Source organism: Amycolatopsis sp. NPDC114484 (genome assembly GCF_055633755.1).
Genome location: NZ_JBVKDQ010000001.1, coordinates 739740 through 757002 on the forward strand (window position 1 = coordinate 739740; position 17263 = coordinate 757002).

The 17263-nt window shown below is 69.6% G+C and carries 16 protein-coding genes; 9 read left to right on the forward strand and 7 right to left on the reverse strand.

The features are described from left to right. Window positions 1-56 precede the first annotated feature (56 nt). From ACZ7SW_RS03610 to ACZ7SW_RS03620, 3 genes are all read right to left on the reverse strand, one after another. Window positions 57-1298, reverse strand: a complete 1242-nt coding sequence (locus tag ACZ7SW_RS03610) for an MFS transporter (RefSeq protein ID WP_470228833.1) — start codon at window positions 1296-1298, stop codon at window positions 57-59. 153 nt (window positions 1299-1451) lie between these two features. After that, on the reverse strand, window positions 1452-1802 hold the full coding sequence (locus ACZ7SW_RS03615) for a metallopeptidase family protein (RefSeq protein WP_344281862.1): 351 nt from the start codon (window positions 1800-1802) through the stop codon (window positions 1452-1454). A gap of 2 nt (window positions 1803-1804) precedes the next feature. Further along, window positions 1805-2782, reverse strand: coding sequence for a septum formation family protein (locus ACZ7SW_RS03620; protein WP_470228834.1), 978 nt, complete (start codon window positions 2780-2782; stop codon window positions 1805-1807). A gap of 96 nt (window positions 2783-2878) precedes the next feature. Here ACZ7SW_RS03620 and ACZ7SW_RS03625 point away from each other — a divergent pair, with 96 nt between their 5' ends. The 4 genes from ACZ7SW_RS03625 to ACZ7SW_RS03640 are packed head-to-tail and all read left to right on the forward strand — an operon-like array spanning window position 2879 to window position 6129. Then, on the forward strand, window positions 2879-3502 hold the full coding sequence (locus ACZ7SW_RS03625) for a hypothetical protein (RefSeq protein WP_470228835.1): 624 nt from the start codon (window positions 2879-2881) through the stop codon (window positions 3500-3502). After that, on the forward strand, window positions 3503-4669 hold the full coding sequence (locus tag ACZ7SW_RS03630; RefSeq protein ID WP_470228836.1) for a glutathionylspermidine synthase family protein: 1167 nt from the start codon (window positions 3503-3505) through the stop codon (window positions 4667-4669). Between the two features lie 55 nt (window positions 4670-4724). Continuing rightward, window positions 4725-5177: a DUF350 domain-containing protein gene (locus tag ACZ7SW_RS03635; protein ID WP_470228837.1), complete on the forward strand. Its 453-nt coding sequence runs from the start codon at window positions 4725-4727 to the stop codon at window positions 5175-5177. A 37-nt stretch (window positions 5178-5214) separates the two neighbouring features. After that, entirely contained in the window at window positions 5215-6129 is a 915-nt protein-coding gene (locus ACZ7SW_RS03640) for a haloalkane dehalogenase (protein WP_470228838.1), read from the forward strand. Between the two features lie 44 nt (window positions 6130-6173). On the opposite strand, the gene ACZ7SW_RS03645 is transcribed toward ACZ7SW_RS03640, so the two are convergent. Beyond that, window positions 6174-6710 carry a DUF4240 domain-containing protein gene (locus tag ACZ7SW_RS03645; protein WP_470228839.1) on the reverse strand — a complete coding sequence of 179 codons (537 nt, stop codon included), beginning with the start codon at window positions 6708-6710 and terminating at the stop codon, window positions 6174-6176. A 49-nt stretch (window positions 6711-6759) separates the two neighbouring features. Continuing rightward, complete coding sequence (locus ACZ7SW_RS03650; protein WP_470228840.1) at window positions 6760-8040, reverse strand: aspartate aminotransferase family protein; 1281 nt, start codon at window positions 8038-8040, stop codon at window positions 6760-6762. Between the two features lie 152 nt (window positions 8041-8192). Between ACZ7SW_RS03650 and serS the strand changes: the two genes are divergently transcribed. Genes serS through ACZ7SW_RS03665 form a run of 3 tightly spaced genes read left to right on the forward strand, consistent with a single transcriptional unit; the run spans window position 8193 to window position 10638 of the window. Beyond that, the gene (gene serS / locus ACZ7SW_RS03655; RefSeq protein WP_470228841.1) at window positions 8193-9461 is read left to right on the forward strand and encodes a serine--tRNA ligase; all 1269 of its coding nucleotides are present in this window, start codon (window positions 8193-8195) and stop codon (window positions 9459-9461) included. A 19-nt stretch (window positions 9462-9480) separates the two neighbouring features. Beyond that, entirely contained in the window at window positions 9481-9603 is a 123-nt protein-coding gene (locus tag ACZ7SW_RS03660; RefSeq protein WP_470228842.1) for a hypothetical protein, read from the forward strand. Window positions 9604-9636: 33 nt separating this feature from the next. Further along, the gene (locus tag ACZ7SW_RS03665; protein ID WP_470228843.1) at window positions 9637-10638 is read left to right on the forward strand and encodes a DUF3558 family protein; all 1002 of its coding nucleotides are present in this window, start codon (window positions 9637-9639) and stop codon (window positions 10636-10638) included. A gap of 19 nt (window positions 10639-10657) precedes the next feature. Here ACZ7SW_RS03665 and lhgO read toward each other — a convergent pair whose 3' ends face one another. After that, window positions 10658-11842, reverse strand: a complete 1185-nt coding sequence (gene lhgO / locus ACZ7SW_RS03670) for an L-2-hydroxyglutarate oxidase (RefSeq protein WP_470228844.1) — start codon at window positions 11840-11842, stop codon at window positions 10658-10660. Window positions 11843-11903: 61 nt separating this feature from the next. Next, entirely contained in the window at window positions 11904-14990 is a 3087-nt protein-coding gene (locus ACZ7SW_RS03675; protein ID WP_470228845.1) for an AfsR/SARP family transcriptional regulator, read from the reverse strand. Between the two features lie 114 nt (window positions 14991-15104). Between ACZ7SW_RS03675 and ACZ7SW_RS03680 the strand changes: the two genes are divergently transcribed. Both ACZ7SW_RS03680 and ACZ7SW_RS03685 read left to right on the forward strand, forming a co-directional pair. Continuing rightward, window positions 15105-16253, forward strand: a complete 1149-nt coding sequence (locus tag ACZ7SW_RS03680; protein ID WP_470228846.1) for a DegT/DnrJ/EryC1/StrS family aminotransferase — start codon at window positions 15105-15107, stop codon at window positions 16251-16253. Window positions 16254-16279: 26 nt separating this feature from the next. Beyond that, the gene (locus ACZ7SW_RS03685) at window positions 16280-17209 is read left to right on the forward strand and encodes an NAD-dependent epimerase/dehydratase family protein (protein ID WP_470228847.1); all 930 of its coding nucleotides are present in this window, start codon (window positions 16280-16282) and stop codon (window positions 17207-17209) included. The last annotated feature ends 54 nt before the right edge of the window (window positions 17210-17263 follow it).

Sequence of the window (17263 nt, forward strand, 5' to 3'; positions counted from 1 at the left end):
CGCATACCTCCGGCGGCCGGGGTGAGGTGTTATTTCAGCACCAAAACCGCGCCGGATCACTGCTGCGAACGGTCTCCGTCCCCGGTCGAGGCCGTTTTGTCATCGAGCGGGCGTCCGCGCAGCGCGAACAGTGCGTAAGCGGTCACGAACAGCAGCAGAACGCCGGAAGCGGTGAAGGTGTCGCCTGCCGAACCGAGCAGCTTCGTGAGCAATCCGCCGAGCAGCGCGCCGAGCGGGATCGCGCCCCAGACGACGGTGCGCCAGACCCCGAGCACGCGGCCGAGCAGTTCGCCCGGCACGAGAGTGTGGCGCGCGGTCGCGAGCACCACGTTCACCGCCACCACCGCCGCCGCGAAGACGCCGAACAGCACTGCGGACCCCACTGGCTGGCGCACCAGACCCATGCCGCCGAAGCCGAGCGCGCAGAACAACACCCCGCCGACCAGGACCGCCCGCCGTCCGATGTGCCGGGCCAGCCGCGGCGTCAGCCCGGCTCCGAGCAGGCCACCGGCACCGCCGACGAACGCGAAAGCGCCGAAGGTGGCGTCGGACAAATGCAGGTCTTCCAGCGCGTACAGCACCAGCTGCGCCTGGGCCAGCTCACTGAGCAGGCTGAGCAGACCGGCGATCGCGAGCAGTCGTAGCAGCAGCGAATGCCGCCGCAGCCACCGGAAGCCGTCCGCGAAATCCGCCCGGATACGCGACTTGGTCTCCTGCCGCGGCCGGTAGCTGCCCGCCATGCCCAGCAGCACCGCGGCACCGGCCGCGAACCCGACCGACGAGAGCAGGAACGGGAAGACCGCGAACATCGCGAAGGTGGCGCTGCCGACCGGGCCGCCGAGGAACGTCTGGCCGACGATCTCGCACGCCTGCAGCTTGCTGTTGGCGCTCTCCAGCCGGTCCGCCTCGACCAGCGCGGGCGGCAGCACGTTCGCCGCGCTCTCCGCGACCGTCTCCGCGATGCCCACGAGCAGCGACGCGACGTAGATCGTCCAGATCTCCACCGAACCGAACGCGAGCAGCGCGGTGACCCCGGCGACCACCAGCGCCCGCACCGCGTTCGCGGCGATCATCGCCTTCCTGCGGTCGATCCGGTCGACGAGCGTGCCCGCCGGGACGGCGAACAGCAGCCACGGCAGGAACTGCACCGCCGACAGCGCGGCGATCTCGACCGGATCGCGGGTCAACGTGGTGGCCAGCAGCGGAAAAGCGACCTTGGCGATGCCGTCGGCGAGGTTCGACGTGCCGCTCGAAGCGAGCAGCCAGCGCAGCCGGCCGTCCGTCTCCCGATCCGACACGAACCACCTCACGAGAAAAGGAAACTGCCTGATCAGGGCAGTCTAAAGAGGTCAGCCGCGTTACGTGACGCATTGGTGACCTTCAGTGGTTTCCGTGGTGGCGACGCGAAGATGATCGGGGAAGGGCGGAGAGGCGGCGGGATTCCGCCGGAATCAGCCCCAGCCGAGTTCGTGCAGCCGCTCGTCGTCGATGCCGAAATGATGGCCGAGTTCGTGCATGACGGTGATCAGCACTTCCTCGACGACGTCGTCCTCGGTGTCGCAGATGTCGAGGATCGGCTCGCGGTAGATCGAGATCCGGTCCGGCAGCGCACCGCTGTAGTGGCTGGTGCGCTCGGTGAGCGCGATGCCGTGGTAGAGGCCGAGGATGTCCGGTGCTTCCTCGTTGAACTCCTCGACCAGCACCACGACGTTGTCCATCGCCGCGGCGAACTCGGCGGGCACCTGGTCGAGCGCGTCGGCCACGAGTTCCTCGAACCGGGCCTGGCTCATCTCGACCGGCACGGCTAGTTGCCTCCGCCGGAACTGGGCGGCGGGCTCTGCTGCTGGCTGGACGACCCGGACGATCCGCTCTTCACGCTGCCGGTGACCGCCTGGAACCCGCTGCCGTCCTGCAGCGTGGCCGCGACCTTGCAGTTGACCTTGGTGGACCCGGCGTCCCAGCTCTCCTGCTCGCGCGAGTCCCAGCCCAGCGTGAGCTTCTTCGAGGACAGGTCGGCGCTGCCGGTGTAGTCCTTCGCGGCCTTGTTGCACTCGGTGTCGAGCCAGGACTTCTGGTCGTCGAGCTTCGGGTAGCCGTCCTTGAAGTGCGAGGCGAGGTCGAGGGTCGCGATCATTTCGTAGGAGTGCGGCTTGCCGCAGTCGACCGGGTCGCCGACGCCCTTGCCGACCAGCGCGAGGCAGGTGCCCGGGGCCCACACCATCGACTGGTCCTGGGTCTTCGCCGCGCCGGTGGTGGGCTGCAGGCCGCCGCCCGGACCGGCGAACTGCAGGCCGCAGCGCAGCTGGCGGTCGCCGCCGGACCACTGCGCCGACGTGGGCCGCAGCAGGTTGGTGGTGAGCTTGCCGTACGGGTCGAGCGGATGGCCGAGGTAGGGCCGCACGTCGCTGTTGCACTGCTGCTGCGCGATGTCCTGCCACTGGTCGAGGCTCGGGAACGGAGCCTGCTGCGGGAACTTCGCGCCGATGTCGACCACGGTGGTGACCTCGAACAGGTGCGGCTGCGCGCACGGCACCTGGTGCGCGTCCGAGGCGTCCTTGGCGTTCCAGGTCAGACAGGTGCCCGGCGGAGAGTGGAACGCCTGCTGGGCGGCCTCGGTGAGCTTGCCCTCGCCGCCGCCCGCGCCGCCGGCGAGCGTGTCGGTCCAGGAGAAGGCGACGCTCAAGGCCAGCGCGATGACCGCGCCGAAGAACACCCCGGCCATCACCACGCGGGTGGTCAGGGTCTGCATACGCGAAGGGAACCGCTCCGAGCGTTGAGACATCGATACCCATGATGCCCGCGCCGCATGAACCGCGCGTGTGCTGGGTCGATTAGGGTGGAACCGGGGTTTGCAGTGCTGGGGGATTACGGAGCGCACATGACGCAGGACGACAACAGCGGCGTGCAGCCGCCCGAGGAGCCGACGAAGCCGGGTTCGATGCGTTTCCAGGACGCGAACACGCAACCGCGGCAGCCCTCGGTGGCCGAACAACGGGCCCGCAAACAGGCCATCGCCGACCAGGAACGCGAACGGCAGGAAGCCCTCGCGGCGCAGGTGACGGCCGATGCGAAGGCATCCACGAAACGCAAGATCCTGATCGGCAGCGGGGTCACCGTCGGTCTCGTCGGGCTGGTCGCGACGTTCTACACGATCGCGAAGCCCGCCGAGGTCACCGCGGTCTGCACCGACAACAACGGGGTCATCCAGGACGACAAGTACTGCGACGAGAGCTACGCGGTCGCCAACCACGGGCACTACAGCGGCGGGTTCTGGTTCATCCCGATTCCCGGCGGCGGCGGGTACACCCAGTACCGCTACAACTACGGCGGCAGCGGCGGCATCGGGCAGCACGTCTCCGGCGGCAGCTTCACCGCGCCGTCGGGCAACACCAACGTTTCGACCAAGTCGGGCTCCAGCGTCCAGCGCGGCGGGTTCGGCATCAGCGGCAAGAGCGGCACCTCCGGAGGCACCGGCGGGACCGGCAAGAGCGGAGGCTCGTAGGTGTATCGGGACCGGCGGGAACCGCGCCGCGACTGGCAGCGGATCGTCGAAGAGCAGGGCCTGGTCTACGGCACCCCGGCGCGCGACGGCACCGGCAAACCGCGACCGTACTGGGACGAATCGGTGCACTACGTCTTCGACATGGACGAGGTGCTCTCGCTCGAGGCGGATGTCGAGTTGCTGCATTCGATGTGCCTGGAGGCCGTCGACAACGTCGTGACCACCGAGCAGTACCACCGCTTCGGCATCCCGGAGTGGGTGTGGCCGCACATCGCGGAGTCGTGGAAGCGCCAGGACCCGCACGTCTACGGCCGCTTCGACCTGCGCTACGACGGCAAATCGCCGGCCAAGCTGCTGGAGTACAACGCGGACACGCCGACCACGCTGCTGGAGGCGTCGCTGCTGCAGTGGCACTGGAAGACCGACGTCTTCCCGGAAGACGACCAGTGGAACTCCATCCACGAGAAGCTGGTGGAGCGCTGGGCGGAGCTCGGCGGCAAGCTGCCGTCGAACGAACTGCACTTCACCTGGTCCGCGGCCGATCCGAGCGGCGAAGACCACGTGACCACGGCGTATCTGCAGGAGACCGCGGCCGAGGCCGGGCTCGACACGGTCGGGCTCGCGATCGAGGAGATCGGCTGGGACCCGGTGCTCAAGCGGTTCGTCGACCTCGCCGAGGCGCAGATGTCCACGGTGGTGAAGCTGTACCCGTGGGAATGGGTGGTCGACGAGGAGTTCGGCAAGTTCGCGGTGGAGACCATGCCGCGCACGCTGTGGGTCGAACCGCTGTGGAAGATGCTGCTGTCGAACAAGACGCTGCTCGCGGTGCTGTGGGAGAACTACCCCGGGCATCCGAACCTGCTGCCCGCGTTCGCTGACGACCCCGGCCTGCTCACCGAGTACGTGCGCAAGCCGAAGCTCGGCCGCGAGGGCGCGAACGTGCAGATCGTGGCCACTGGGTACGAGACGCAGACGGACGGCGTCTACGGCGCGGAAGGCTACGTCTACCAGGCGTTCGATCCGCTGCCGGAGTTCGACGGCTACCGGCCCGCGCTCGGCGCGTGGATCGTCGGCGATCAGTCGGCGGGGCTGGGCATCCGCGAGACCAGCGGTTTGGTCACCGACGACGGCGCGGCGTTTGTGCCGCACCGGATCCCGGAGTCGTGATACAACCCTGGATGTCCGATTCAACCGGTGCGAATTGGCCATCCAGGGAGACCCCGTGACCACGACGCTCGCGCTGCCCGCAACGTTCGGCTCCGACCTCGTGCGCGGTATCGGCGCGATCCTGCTGTACGGCATCGTCGGCCTGCTGCTGATGTTCGCCGGCTTCTACGCGATCGACTTCACCACGCCGGGCAAGCTGTCGAAGCTGGTCACCCGCGGGCTGCCGAACGCGGTGATCGTGACCGCGTCCGGGCTGCTGTCGATGGCGTTCATCGTGGTCGTGGCGATCTACAGCTCCGCGAGCGATCTGACCGCCGGGCTGATCACGTCGCTGGTCTACGGCCTGATCGGGGTCGTCGTCCAGGTGCTGGCGGTGCGGCTGCTGGAGTGGGCGACCCGGATCGACGTCGGGTCCACGATCCAGAGCGAGAAGTTCGCTCCGGCGAGCATCGTCGTCGCGGCGGCGCACCTCGGGCTCGGACTGGTCGTCGCGGTGGCGATTTCGTAGCGTTCGCGCACTGCCGCGCGGTCCCGTTCCCACTAACGTGGGAACCGTGCGACTCCTCAGGACGCCGGAAGACCGGTTTGCGGACCTGCCCGATTTCGCCTTCGAACCTCAGTACACCGACCTGTCCGACCCGGACGGCGGGCTGATCAGAGTCGGCTACGTCGAGGCCGGGCCCGCGGACGGGCCGCCGGTTCTGCTGCTCCACGGGGAGCCGAGCTGGTCGTTCCTCTACCGGAAGATGCTTCCGGTGCTCGCCGACGCCGGGCTGCGCGCGATCGCGCCGGACCTGGTCGGGTTCGGCCGGTCGGACAAGCCCGCGGAGATCGTCGACCACAGTTACGCGCGGCACGTGGAGTGGATGCGCCGGTTCTCGTTCGACGTGCTGGGGCTGAACGACGTCACGGTCGTGGGGCAGGACTGGGGCGGGCTGATCGGGCTGCGGCTGGTGGCCGAGAACCCGGGGCGGTTCGCCGGGGTGGTCGCGGCCAATACCGGCTTGCCGACCGGGGAGGTGGACATGCCTCCGGTGTGGCACAAGTTCCGGGAGGCGGTGGAGGGCGCGCAGATCCTGGACGTCGGGCGGTGTGTGCAGGCTGGGTGTCGGACGCCGCTGGCGGAGGAGATCCGGGCGGCTTATGACGCGCCGTTCCCGAATGAGATGTACAAGGCTGGTCCGCGGGCTATGCCTGGGCTGGTTCCTACGCGGCCGGATGATCCGGCTTCGGAGGCCAATCGGGCGGCTTGGGCGGTGTTGAGCGAGCTGGATGTGCCGTTCCTGTGCGCGTTTTCGGATGGGGATCCGATTACCGGGGCGATGGGGCCGATTTTGCGGCGGTCCATGCGCGGGGCTGCTGGTCTGGACCATCCGACGATTGCCGGGGCTGGGCATTTCTTGCAGGAGGACGCGGGGGAGACGCTCGCCGAGCACGTGGCTCGCTTCGTCCGGCGCTGACTCACTGCCGTGCGGGCGGAGTTCCCGCACGGCAGTCGCGGGGGTCAGTTCAAGTAGGCCGCGGCCAGCCGTGGCAGCCTGCGCCGCATCTCGTCGGCGTCCTCGTAATCGAACTCCCAGTCGGGGTCGAGCGGCGGGTACCGGATGGTGAACGAGTCGGCGGGGAGCTCCTCTCCGGTCGCGTCGATGTGCGCGCTCGACGCGATGCCCAGGGTGGCCTCGCACTCCAGTTCTTCGCCGTCCACGGCGGCCTCGCGCGCCGCGGGCAGCTCGGCCAGCTCGTCCGGGGCGGCCACGATCCGCTCGAAGACCTCCCGGCCTTGCAGGACCAGCCAGCCGCGGAAGTAGTCGAAGCCGTCGTCGGAGCAGCCGCCGTTGGCCAGGTAGGCGGCTGCCCACAGCGGGCCGCGGCAGGAGTCGGCCAGCAGGTCCCAGACGATCTGCTGGGCGGCCACGATCTCCTCCCGCGGACGCGTGGCGAGCAGGGCGCAGGCTTGTTCGGCTACTTCGTAGCCGTCCTCCGGTGCGGAGGCCTGGCGGCGTGCCTCGTCGATCAGGGCCCAGAACTGTTCGGTGTTCACGAGCACGGATCTTCGCACCGGGGTACGACAAAATCGCCGGAGCGAACGGTCAGGAGAGCGTGGCCAGGGCGTCGAGCAGGATCTGCAGACCCTCGGCAGCTTCGGCCTCGGTGAGTGTCATCGGCGGGCCGATGCGAAGGACGTTTTTGTGCAGCCCGCCTTTTCCGATGAGCAGGCCGCGGTTTTTGGTTTCTTCCAGCATTTGTTTGGCGGCGGCGGTATTCGGCGTTGCGGTGCCGGGTTCGACGAGTTCGACGCCGATCATCAAGCCCTTGCCGCGTACCTCGCCGACGAAGGGGCTGTTCGCCGCGCGCAGGCCGCGCATCAGCTGGTCGCCTCGGGCTTTGCAGTTCGCCTGCAGGTCGTGGGAGTCGATGTAGTCCAGGACGGCCAGCGCGCCCTGCATGGACACCGGATTGCCGCCGAAGGTGGAGAACGACTCGGCCTTGAAGCAATCCAGGACGTCGCCCCGGGCGACCACGCCCCCTACCGCCAGGCCGTTTCCCAGTCCCTTGGCGAAGGTCATCATGTCCGGGACGACGTCGTGGGCCTGGATGCCCCAGTAGTGGTCGCCGGTGCGGCCCCAGCCGGTCTGGACCTCGTCGGAGACGAACAGGATGCCGTGTTCGTCCAGGACCTCCTTCATCGCCTTGAACAGGCCGTCCGGCGGGGAGCTGAAGCCGCCGACGCCCTGGATCGGCTCCGCGATCAGGCAGGCCACGTCGCCCGCGGTGGCGGTTTCCAGCAGTTCCACCAGATCGGCGACGCAGGCGTCGATGTAGGCCGCGTCGGGCAGGTCCCGGAAGGGGCTGCGGTAGCGGTAGCCACCGTGGACGTAGTTGACCTTGATCGGGCTCAGCGACGACGCGGACCAGCCGCGGTTGCCGGTGATCGCGACCGTTCCGAACGACCGGCCGTGGTAGGAGTTCCGCATCGCCAGCACCTGGTTGCTGCGGCGGTACTGGGTGGCGAGCATCAGCGCGGTGTCGTTGGCCTCGCTGCCGGAGTTGGTGAAGAACACCTTGGCGTCCGGGATGCCGGAGCGCCGCGCGATCCGCTCGGCCAGCTCCACCTGCGAGCGGATCAGGTACAGCGTCGAGGTGTGCAGGACGCCGGTGTCCAGCTGCTTGCGGACCGCGTCGCTGATCTCGGAGATGTCGTAACCCATGGCGTTGGTGAGCACGCCGGCGAAGAAGTCGAGGTAGGTGCGGCCGGTGGAATCGGTGAGCCGGCGATCCCGCGCGTGCACGATTTCGATCGGCTCGTCGTACAGCAGGGACATCCAGGACGGGAGCACCGCGCGGTGGCGCGAGAGCAGGTCGTCGGTCATGTGAGTTCCCTCCGCTCCGGGTTCTAGCGAGTATGGGGAGCGCGGGAAACGGGCGACAACGATCAGACTGTCGGGTTGTCTTCGGAGCGCCGCACAGTGTGTACGGGAAACCGCGTCGAAGTCGTGGCTGGCCTGCGACTACCCTTCTGTGCGTGATTGACCCCAGGACTCTGCGCGAAGACCCGGAAGCCGTGCGCGCGTCGCAGCGTGCCCGTGGCGAGGACGAGGGAGTGGTCGACAAACTGCTCGACCTCGATCAGCGCCGCCGCTCTGCGATCGCCACCGCCGACAAGCTGCGGGCCGAGCAGAAGTCCGTGTCCAAGCAGGTGCCGAAGGCCTCCGCCGAGGAGCGCCCGGAGCTGCTCGCCCGTGCCAAGGACCTGTCGGCGCAGGTCAAGGCCGCTGAGGTCGAGCAGAACGAGGCCTCGGAGGAGTTCGACAAGCTGTTCCGCGTCCTGCCGAACCTGGTGCACCCGGACGCGCCGATCGGCGGCGAGGACGACTTCGCGGTGCTGAAGACCGTCGGTGAGGTGCCGTCGTTCGACTTCACCCCGCGCGATCACCTCGACCTGATGGAAGGCCTCGGCGCGCTCGACATGGAGCGCGGCGCGAAGGTGTCGGGCTCGCGGTTCTACTTCCTGTCCGGCGTCGGCGCGCAGCTGCAGCTCGCGCTGCTGAACATGGCCGTGGCGCGCTCGATGGCGAACGGCTTCACGCCGATGATCACGCCGTCGCTGGTCCGCCCGGAGATCATGGCCGGCACCGGCTTCCTCGGCGCGCACTCGTCGGAGGTGTACCGGCTGCGCGACGACGACCTGTACCTCGTGGGCACGTCGGAGGTCCCGCTCGCGGGCTACCACTCGGACGAGATCCTCGACCTCGGCGCCGGTCCGCGCCGCTACGCCGGCTGGTCGTCCTGCTACCGCCGCGAGGCCGGGTCGTACGGCAAGGACACCCGCGGCATCATCCGCGTGCACCAGTTCGACAAGGTCGAGATGTTCGTCTTCGCCAAGCCGGAGGACGCCGAGTCCGAGCACGAGCGGCTGCTGGGCTGGGAAGAGGACATGCTCGCCGCGATCGAGGTCCCGTACCGGGTCATCGACACCGCGACCGGCGACCTCGGCACGTCCGCCTACCGCAAGTACGACTGCGAGGCGTGGGTCCCGACGCAGGAGACCTACCGCGAGCTGACGTCGACGTCCAACTGCACCACGTTCCAGGCCCGCCGGCTGTCGGTCCGCTACCGCGACGACAACGGCAAACCGCAGACGGCCGCCACGCTGAACGGCACGCTGGCGACCACGCGCTGGATCGTCGCGATCGTGGAGAACCACCAGCAGCCCGACGGTTCGGTCCGGGTGCCGGTGGCGCTGCGTCCGTTCCTGGGCGGGCTTGAGGTGCTGGAGCCGGTCAAGCGCTGAGCTTCGCGAAGGCGCCACAGTGGACTATGCGCTGGCTTTCGCGGTGCTCGCGACCGCCGCCGCCATGGTGGTCGTGGTGGCGTCCGCGCTCGCCGGGTTGTTCCTCCCCGTTCCGCAGGTGCGGAACCGCACTGGTCAGTAGGGTGCGATGCGGGTGCGGAGGAGGAAACAGCCGATGAGGTTCAAAGGTGCGGCGGTCGCGATGGCGGCGGCCGCGATGCTGCTCGCCGGGTGCACGCAGCAGGTGAGCGGCGTGGCTTCGCCGGTGCCGGGGCAGGGGCCGGTCACGCCGGTTGTCGATCCCTGCGCGCTGCTCGACGCGAAGCAGCTCGCCGGGCTTGGCTACAAACCGCAGGGCAGGTCGGTTAAGGCCAGCAAGGCACAGCGCGCGCCCGCGATGTGCTTGTGGACCGCGACGGACACCGAGCACACGGTGGTCATGTCCGTCGGCTGGTCGGTGGACCTGAGCCTCGACGACTACCTCCAGGGCGCCATCAAGAAGGCCGACCCGGTGCAGCTCGGCGGGTTCCCGTGGACGCGTTACGCCGGGTTCATGGGCGGCAGCTGCGATCTGTACACGACGCTCGGGCCCAAGTCGTTCGCCTTCGTGAGCGTGTCCTATCCGGACGACGCGCAGGCGTGCGAGCGCGCGAAGAAGGTCGTCCCGCAGGCGGCCGCGCATCTGCCGGGCGGGCAGCCCGCGCCGCCGATCACGCCGAGCACCCCGCCGGAGGGCACTGCGCCGACCGGGCCGCTCGCGTCGGTCAACCCGTGTCAGCTGCTGAAGCCGGAGCAGGCGCAGCAGCTGAAGATGGTGCCGAACGGCGAACTGGACAGCTCCAAGGTCATCTCGCCGAACGTGACCTACTGCCTGTGGAAAGACACCGACGGCGACGGCGGGCAGAAGCCGTTCGAGGTCTGGGTCGGCCCGGACGTGCCGCTGAAACGCTGGCCCGGCATGGAGGTCGCGCCGACCGAGCAGATCGACGCGAACGGCCGGAAGTGGTCGCTGTTCCCGAACTTCAACGATTCCGGCGGCGTGATCTGCGCGGCCGGGCTCTCGGTTTCGGACACCGCCTCGATCCAGATCGTCAGCGGGCAGCTGTCGGACAAGACCAAGGCGTGCGACGTGATCAAGGCCGGAATCCCCATGGTGTCGGGGAATCTGCCTGGCTGAACCGTCTACATCGGACGGCTCAGTCGGTCACCTGGTCGGCGATGTACTTGGCGATCTCCAGCGCGCTCGTCGCCGCCGGGCTCGGCGCGTTGAGCACGTGCACCTGGTCCTTTGTGGACTCGATGAGGAAGTCGTCCACCAGGGAACCGTCCGGGCGCAGCGCCTGCGCCCGGACACCGGAGCCGTGGCGCACGATGTCGTCCTCGGTGACCGCGGGCACGAGCTGCGCGAGGCTGGCGGCGAAGCGCTTCTTCGAGAACGACCGCAGCACCTCCTCGAGCCCGGTCGGGTACGCGTACTTGCGTGCGAGCTTCCAGGAACCGGGGAAGCGGGCGACGTCGGCGAGGTCCTTCGCCGACACGTCCGCCCAGCGGTAACCCTCGCGGCGCAGCGCGAGCACGGCGTTCGGACCCGCGTGGACACTGCCGTCCAGCATGCGGGTCAGGTGCACGCCCAGGAACGGCAGCGTCGGGTCCGGCACCGGATAGATCAGGCCGCGCACGAGGTGGCGGCGCTCCGGCTTCAGCTCGTAGTACTCGCCGCGGAACGGCACGATGCGCGCGCTCGGCTTGATGCCGGCCATTTCGGCGACGCGGTCCGCGTGCAGGCCGGCACAGTTGACCAGCGCGTCCGCGTGCAGCACCTCAGAACCGGTGGCCACCTCGACGCCGCCGCCGCGAGCCGGGCGGATGCCCAGCGCGGGCGTGTTCAGCCGCAGGTCCGCGTCGGCCTCGTCGAGCAGCCGCACGAGCGCCGCGCACACCGCCGGGAAGTCGATGATCCCGGTCGACTCGACGCGCAGCGCGGCGACGCAGGCCACCTCCGGCTCGTACTCGCGGGCCTCCGCGGGGGTGATCCGCTTGGCGGGCACGCCGTTGGCCTCGGCCCGCTCGGCGAGCGTGTCCAGCGCGGGGATCTCCTCCTCCCGCGTGGCCACCACGAGCTTGCCGCACACCTGCACGGGCACCCCGTACTGCCGGGCGAAATCCACAATGGACCGGTTGCCGCCGACCGACATCCGCGCCTTGAACGAGCCCGGCTTGTAGTAGAGCCCGGCGTGCACGACATTGGAGTTGTGCCCGGTCTGGTGCGCAGCCCAGCGAGCTTCCTTTTCGAGCACCGTCACGTCCTGACCGCGCTGGGACAGCTCCCACGCGACCGACAGCCCGACGATTCCCCCACCGATCACCACGACGTTCCGCACGGCAGGGAAGGCTACGCGCTTCGGTACGGCGCTGCGTACCCCCCGACGGCGTGGTACCCGTTCACTGAACCGGGGACAATCCGGCCAACGCGAGCCGTTGATGCGGTTCGAGCTGCTTACCGGCGGTGTAAGCGGCGGTGAACCCAGCGGAACCGAGAGCCTTCTCCGCGGCTGCGGTGACCTGCGCGACATCGTGCTGGCCGGGCACGGCGGCCCCGCGCACCGCGGCCGCCGCGCCGAGCAGGGCGGCGGCGTCGGCGAACCGGCCCTCCTCGGCGAAGACCCCGGCGACGCCCTCGAACGCGATGGCCAGTGACCCGTGGTCATGCCAGCGATGCGCGGTCTCGACTCCCACCCGCATCCGGCGGTGAGCGTCTTCCGGGCGGTGCTCGGCGACGTCGACCCAGCCGAGCGCGATCGACGCGACTGCCCGCACCATGGCGGCCGAGAACGAGTCCGCCGCGCATTCGGCAAGCGCTTGCTCGGCGAGAGCCCGCGCGCCGGCCAGATCGCCGGAGCGGCGGGCGAGATTGGACAGTCCGACGTGACCGCTGCCTCGCGTCTCGGGCATCCCGGTGCGGTGGGCCAGTTCGACGGTTCGCTCGTAGTCGGCCTTCGCGCCGTCGAGATCGCCGCGCAACGCCCGACTGTCTCCGCGACGGCACAGCAGGTCCGCGTAGTCGTCGGTCGCGCCGAGCGTCTGCATGAGCGACAGGGATTCGGTCATCGCGGCGAGCGCTTCTTCGTGACGGCCGAGCAAAACCAGCACCTGCGACAGGTGGTCGAGCGCCATCGACAGCCCCCAGCGTTCGCCGAGCGCCCGGTAACGCGCTTCACCCTCTCGCAGGCCGCGCTCGGCTTCGCCGAGTTCCCCGGCGAGCACCGAGCGCAGGCCGTCGCCCATCGGCACGAGTGCGGTGAGCCACGGGTCGGGGTGGTTTTGGAGCCCGGACAGCCGCAGCCGCGCGTCGTCGTCCTCCGGCGGTCCGAGCACGACGCCGGACAGCATGAGCATCATCGGATGCTCCGGGGTCCAGGAACTGTCCACTAGGTACTGCTCCACATAGGACCGATAGCTCGCCGTCTCGGCCGCTTCGGGGGCGCCGGCCATCGCGGTCAGCAGGCACATGAGGAATTGCTCGCGATGTCCTTCCGGCGGCTCCGCTTGGCAGTGGCGCACGATTTCCATCGACAGCGCCGCGCCTTCGTAACGTCGTCCGCGCAGCCACCAATACATCGACAGCGCGGCGGCGATCCGCAGGGCGGTCGACGGATCCGCTGCGGCCGACCAGCGGAGCGCGGCCACGATGTTGTCGTACTCAGCGTCGATTTTCCGCAGCCAGTCCAGCTGTTCCGCGGTACGCAGCTTCGGGTCGGCTTCCTCGGCGAGACGCAGGAATGCCTGTGCGTGCGCGTGCCGGAAGCGTTCGGTCTCGCCTGCGGCGTCGAGCTTTTCCGCGCAGAACGCGCGGATTGTTTCCAGCATTCGGTAGCGCCCGCTCGAAGGTTCCACGAGCGACTTGTCGGCGAGTTCGGTGAGCAGGTCGACGGGGACGTCGCACACCTGCTCGGCATACGCGAGCGTCGCGCCGCCAGTGAAAACGGTCAGCCGGCGGGCGAGGCGGCGTTCGTCGTCATCGAGGAGGTCCCAGCTCCATTCGACGACGCCGCGGAGCGACCGATGCCGCTCATCAGCGGTACGGCTGCCGCGGGCGAGGAGCTGGAAGCGGTCATCAAGCCGCGCGGCGATGTCGGAGACGGGAAGCGTGCGCACCCGCGCGGCGGCCAGTTCCAGCGCGAGGGGAAGACCGTCGAGTGCGGTGCAGATTCGCACGACGTCGGCCGCGGTTTCGTCGGTCAGGCGGAATGCGGGGTCGCTCGCCCGAGCGCGGTCGAGGAACAGCCGAACCGCGGGATAGGTCTCGGCGGCTGGATCGCCGGGCGGGGGAACGGCCAGGCGGGGGATCGGTGCGAGCTGTTCGCCGGTGATGCCAAGCGGTTCCCGGCTCGTCGCGAGGACGCGCAGCCCGGGGCAGGCGGGCAGCAGCTGCGCGACCAACCGCGCTGCGGCGGCGATGACGTGTTCGCAGTTGTCCAGCACCAGCAAGGTCGCCTGGTCGCGCAGGGCCGAGACGAGGCGGTCGACCGGATCCTGGCGACCGCGGGCCCCCTCGCGCAGACCGAGCGCGGTGAGGACGGCCTGCGGAACGTCGTCGGCGACGTGCGGGGCCAGCTCCACGAAGACGCACGGTCCCGCGTCCGCCGCGGCTTCGATGGCCAGCCGGGTCTTCCCGGTCCCGCCCGGACCGAGCAGCGTGACGAGCCGAGCCCGCCGCAGGAGATCGGCGACCTGCTTCAGTTCGCTGTCCCGCCCGACGAAGCTGGTGAGCTGTGCGGGCAACGGTGTCGCGGCGTTCGCGGACTCGCCGCGCAGAGCGGCCAGATGCGCCGCGGTGAGGTCTGGACCAGGGTCCGCGCCCAGCTCGTCGGCGAGCGTGCGGCGGGCGTCCTCGAAGGCGGCCAGCGCCTCGGCGGTCCGGCCGGCCGCGTGCAGCGCCCGCACCAGCTGGGCCCGCGACCGTTCGCGCAGGGGGTTTTCGGCGACGGCGGTGCGCAGCTCGTCGAGGACGTCGGCGGCGCGGCCGAGCGAGATCTCCGCGTCGACCCGGTCGGCCGCCGCCTCAGCGCGCAGCTCGCTCAACCGGGTGGTTCGCACCTCCGAGACCGGCACGGCAGGGACGTCGGCGAACGCCGGTCCGCGCCACAACGCCAGCGCCTCGCCGAGCAGATCGCTGGCCCGCGTCGGGTCCCCCGCGGCCAGTTCGCGACGGCCTTCGCCAGCCAGCCGTTCGAAGCGATGAGCGTCCACTTCGTCCGGTTCGATCCGGAGGCGGTACCCCGCCGAGGTGAGTTCGATCGGCAGTTTCAGCGCGCTGCGCAGCCGCGAGACCTGCGATTGGAGCGCGTTGGCCGCGCCGTCGGGCGGTTCCTCGCCGTAGAGCCCGTCGATGAGCCGCTCGGCGGACACGAACCGCCCGGCGTCCGCCGCGAGCAAGGCGAGCAGCGCCCGGCCTCGCGGGCCGCCCACGGCGACCGTCCCGCCCGCGCCGTCCCACGCGACGACGGCCCCCAGTACCCCGATCCGCATCCCGCGAGCCTATGCCCGGATCGGGTGTTTACCCGTGGGTTCTGTCCCCGAAACAGGCGTCGAGCGCGACTTCTATACACTTTGGCGCGACCCCGCGCAATGCGGGACACCCCGATGCACAGGAGATCTACAGTGGGCGAACCCGTCCTGCTCGGGAAGCCGACCGTCGGCGACGAAGAGCTCGCAGCCGTCGCCGAAGTGTTCCGTTCCGGCTGGCTGGCCGGCGCGGGCCCGGCGTGCCGTCGCTTCGAGGAGCGGTTCGCGCAGCTGACCGGCACCGCGCACGCTCTGACCACCAGCAACTGCGGCTCCGCCCTGTTCCTGGGCCTGAAGGTGCTCGGCGTCCAGCCCGGCGACGAGGTGATCGTCGGGGACTACACCTTCCCGGCGACCGGCCACGCCGTGCTGCAGGCCGGCGCGAAGCCGGTCTTCGCCGACATCCGCCCGGACATCTTCAGTGCCGACCCGGCCTCGATCGAAGCGCTCATCACGCCGCGCACGGTCGGCATCCTCGCCGTGGACGTCGCGGGCCAGCCCGGCGACTTCGACGAGTACCGCGCGATCGCCGACAAGCACGGCCTGTGGCTGTTCGAGGACGCCGCCTGCTCCGCGGGCGCGACCTACCGCAACCGCCCGGCCGGCAGCCTCGCCGACCTGGCCGCGTTCTCCTTCCACGGCCGCAAGGGCATCACCGCGGGCGAGGGCGGCGCGCTGGTCTCGAACCGCGAGGACCTGATCGCGCACGCGCGCAAGATCCACACCTACGGCATCGAGCCGGCGTTCACCCGCGAGGGTTCGCAGGAGCTGCCGATCCCGACGTTCCACGAGCTCGGCTGGAACTTCCGGCTGTCGGACATCCAGGCCGCGATCATGGGCGTGCAGCTCGACCGGCTGCCCGACCTGCTCTCCGCCCGCCGCTCGGTGGCCAAGCGCTACCACGAGGCGTTCGAGGACGTCGAGGCGCTGACTGTGCCCGTCGAGGCTCCCGACCGCGAACACCCGTGGCAGGCATACTTGATGACGGTGGCCCCGGAGATCAGCCGCGACGCGCTGGCTCTGCGGATCCGCGAGCAGGGCGTGCAGTGCAACTTCGGCACCTACGCCTCCCACTTGCAGCCGGTGTACGGCGAGCAGCAGCCGCTGCCCGTCTCCGCCGACGCTTTCCGCCGCCAGCTGGCGATCCCGATGCACGCGGAGCTGACCGACGGCGAAGTCGAGCGCGTGGTCACCACCGTGCGCGAAGCCGTGTCCGCTCTTTCCTGACCCGCCGACCTTCCTGAGGAGAACCCATGTCCGACAAGAAAGTTTTCTTCACCGGTGCCGGCGGTTTCATCGCCTCGCACGTGATCCCGATCCTGCTGGAGAAGGACTACTCGATCCGGATCTTCGACAACATGACCCGCGGCGACCGTGACCGCGTCAACGAGTTCGTCGCCACCGGCAAGGTCGAACTGGTCGAGAAGGACGTGCGCTACGGCGTCGGCGTCCGCGAGGCCATCCGCGGCTGCACGCACGCGATCCACTTCGCCACCGTGTCGATCAACAAGTCGGTCGCGGACCCGGGCGAGTCGATCGACATCAACATGGTCGGCAACAACAACGTCTTCTCGGCCGCGGCCGACGAGGGCGTCGAGCGCCTGGTGTTCGCCTCCACCGCCTCGGTGTACGGCGAGCCGGAGCGGCTGCCGATGCACGAGGACGACAAGCTGAACCCGCTCACCCCGTACTGCATCTCCAAGCGCGCGGGCGAGGACATGCTGGGCTTCTACGAGCGCACCAAGGGCCTCTCCTGGAACGCGCTGCGCTTCTTCAACGTGTACGGCCCTGGCCAGAAGATCGAGGCGTACTACACCTCGGTCATCAACCACTTCATCCAGCGCCTGCGCGCCGGCCAGCCGCCGATCATCGACGGCGCCGGCGACCAGTCGATGGACTTCGTGCACGTGACCGACCTCGCCAAGGGCGTCGTCGCCGCGCTGGAGTCGGAGCAGTCGAACATGCCGATCAACATCGGCACCGGCATCGACACCTCGATCGCCACGCTGGCGAAGATCCTGATCGAGGCCGTCGGCGTCGACGTCGAGCCGGTCTTCAACAAGCGCGACGTCCTCGTCTCCCGCCGCGCCGCGGACATCACCCGCGCCCGCGAGGTGCTCGGCTGGGAGCCGACCATCACCGTCGAAGAGGGCATGCGCGCCTTGGTGCGGGACTCCGAGTGAGTACTTCCGTCGGCGCGTCTTCCGAGGGGAATGCGTAATGAACACTGCGGGCCC

Bases quoted from the DNA above. Each gene is read 5' to 3' on its own strand.
- ACZ7SW_RS03650 (WP_470228840.1), bottom strand. From the start codon at position 8,040: ATGACCGACGACCTGCTCTCGCGCCACCGCGCGGTGCTCCCGTCCTGG.
- ACZ7SW_RS03685 (WP_470228847.1), top strand. From the start codon at position 16,280: ATGTCCGACAAGAAAGTTTTCTTCACCGGTGCCGGCGGTTTCATCGCC.
- ACZ7SW_RS03620 (WP_470228834.1), bottom strand. From the start codon at position 2,782: ATGTCTCAACGCTCGGAGCGGTTCCCTTCGCGTATGCAGACCCTGACC.
- ACZ7SW_RS03665 (WP_470228843.1), top strand. From the start codon at position 9,637: ATGAGGTTCAAAGGTGCGGCGGTCGCGATGGCGGCGGCCGCGATGCTG.
- ACZ7SW_RS03675 (WP_470228845.1), bottom strand. From the start codon at position 14,990: ATGCGGATCGGGGTACTGGGGGCCGTCGTCGCGTGGGACGGCGCGGGC.
- ACZ7SW_RS03680 (WP_470228846.1), top strand. From the start codon at position 15,105: ATGCACAGGAGATCTACAGTGGGCGAACCCGTCCTGCTCGGGAAGCCG.
- ACZ7SW_RS03625 (WP_470228835.1), top strand. From the start codon at position 2,879: ATGACGCAGGACGACAACAGCGGCGTGCAGCCGCCCGAGGAGCCGACG.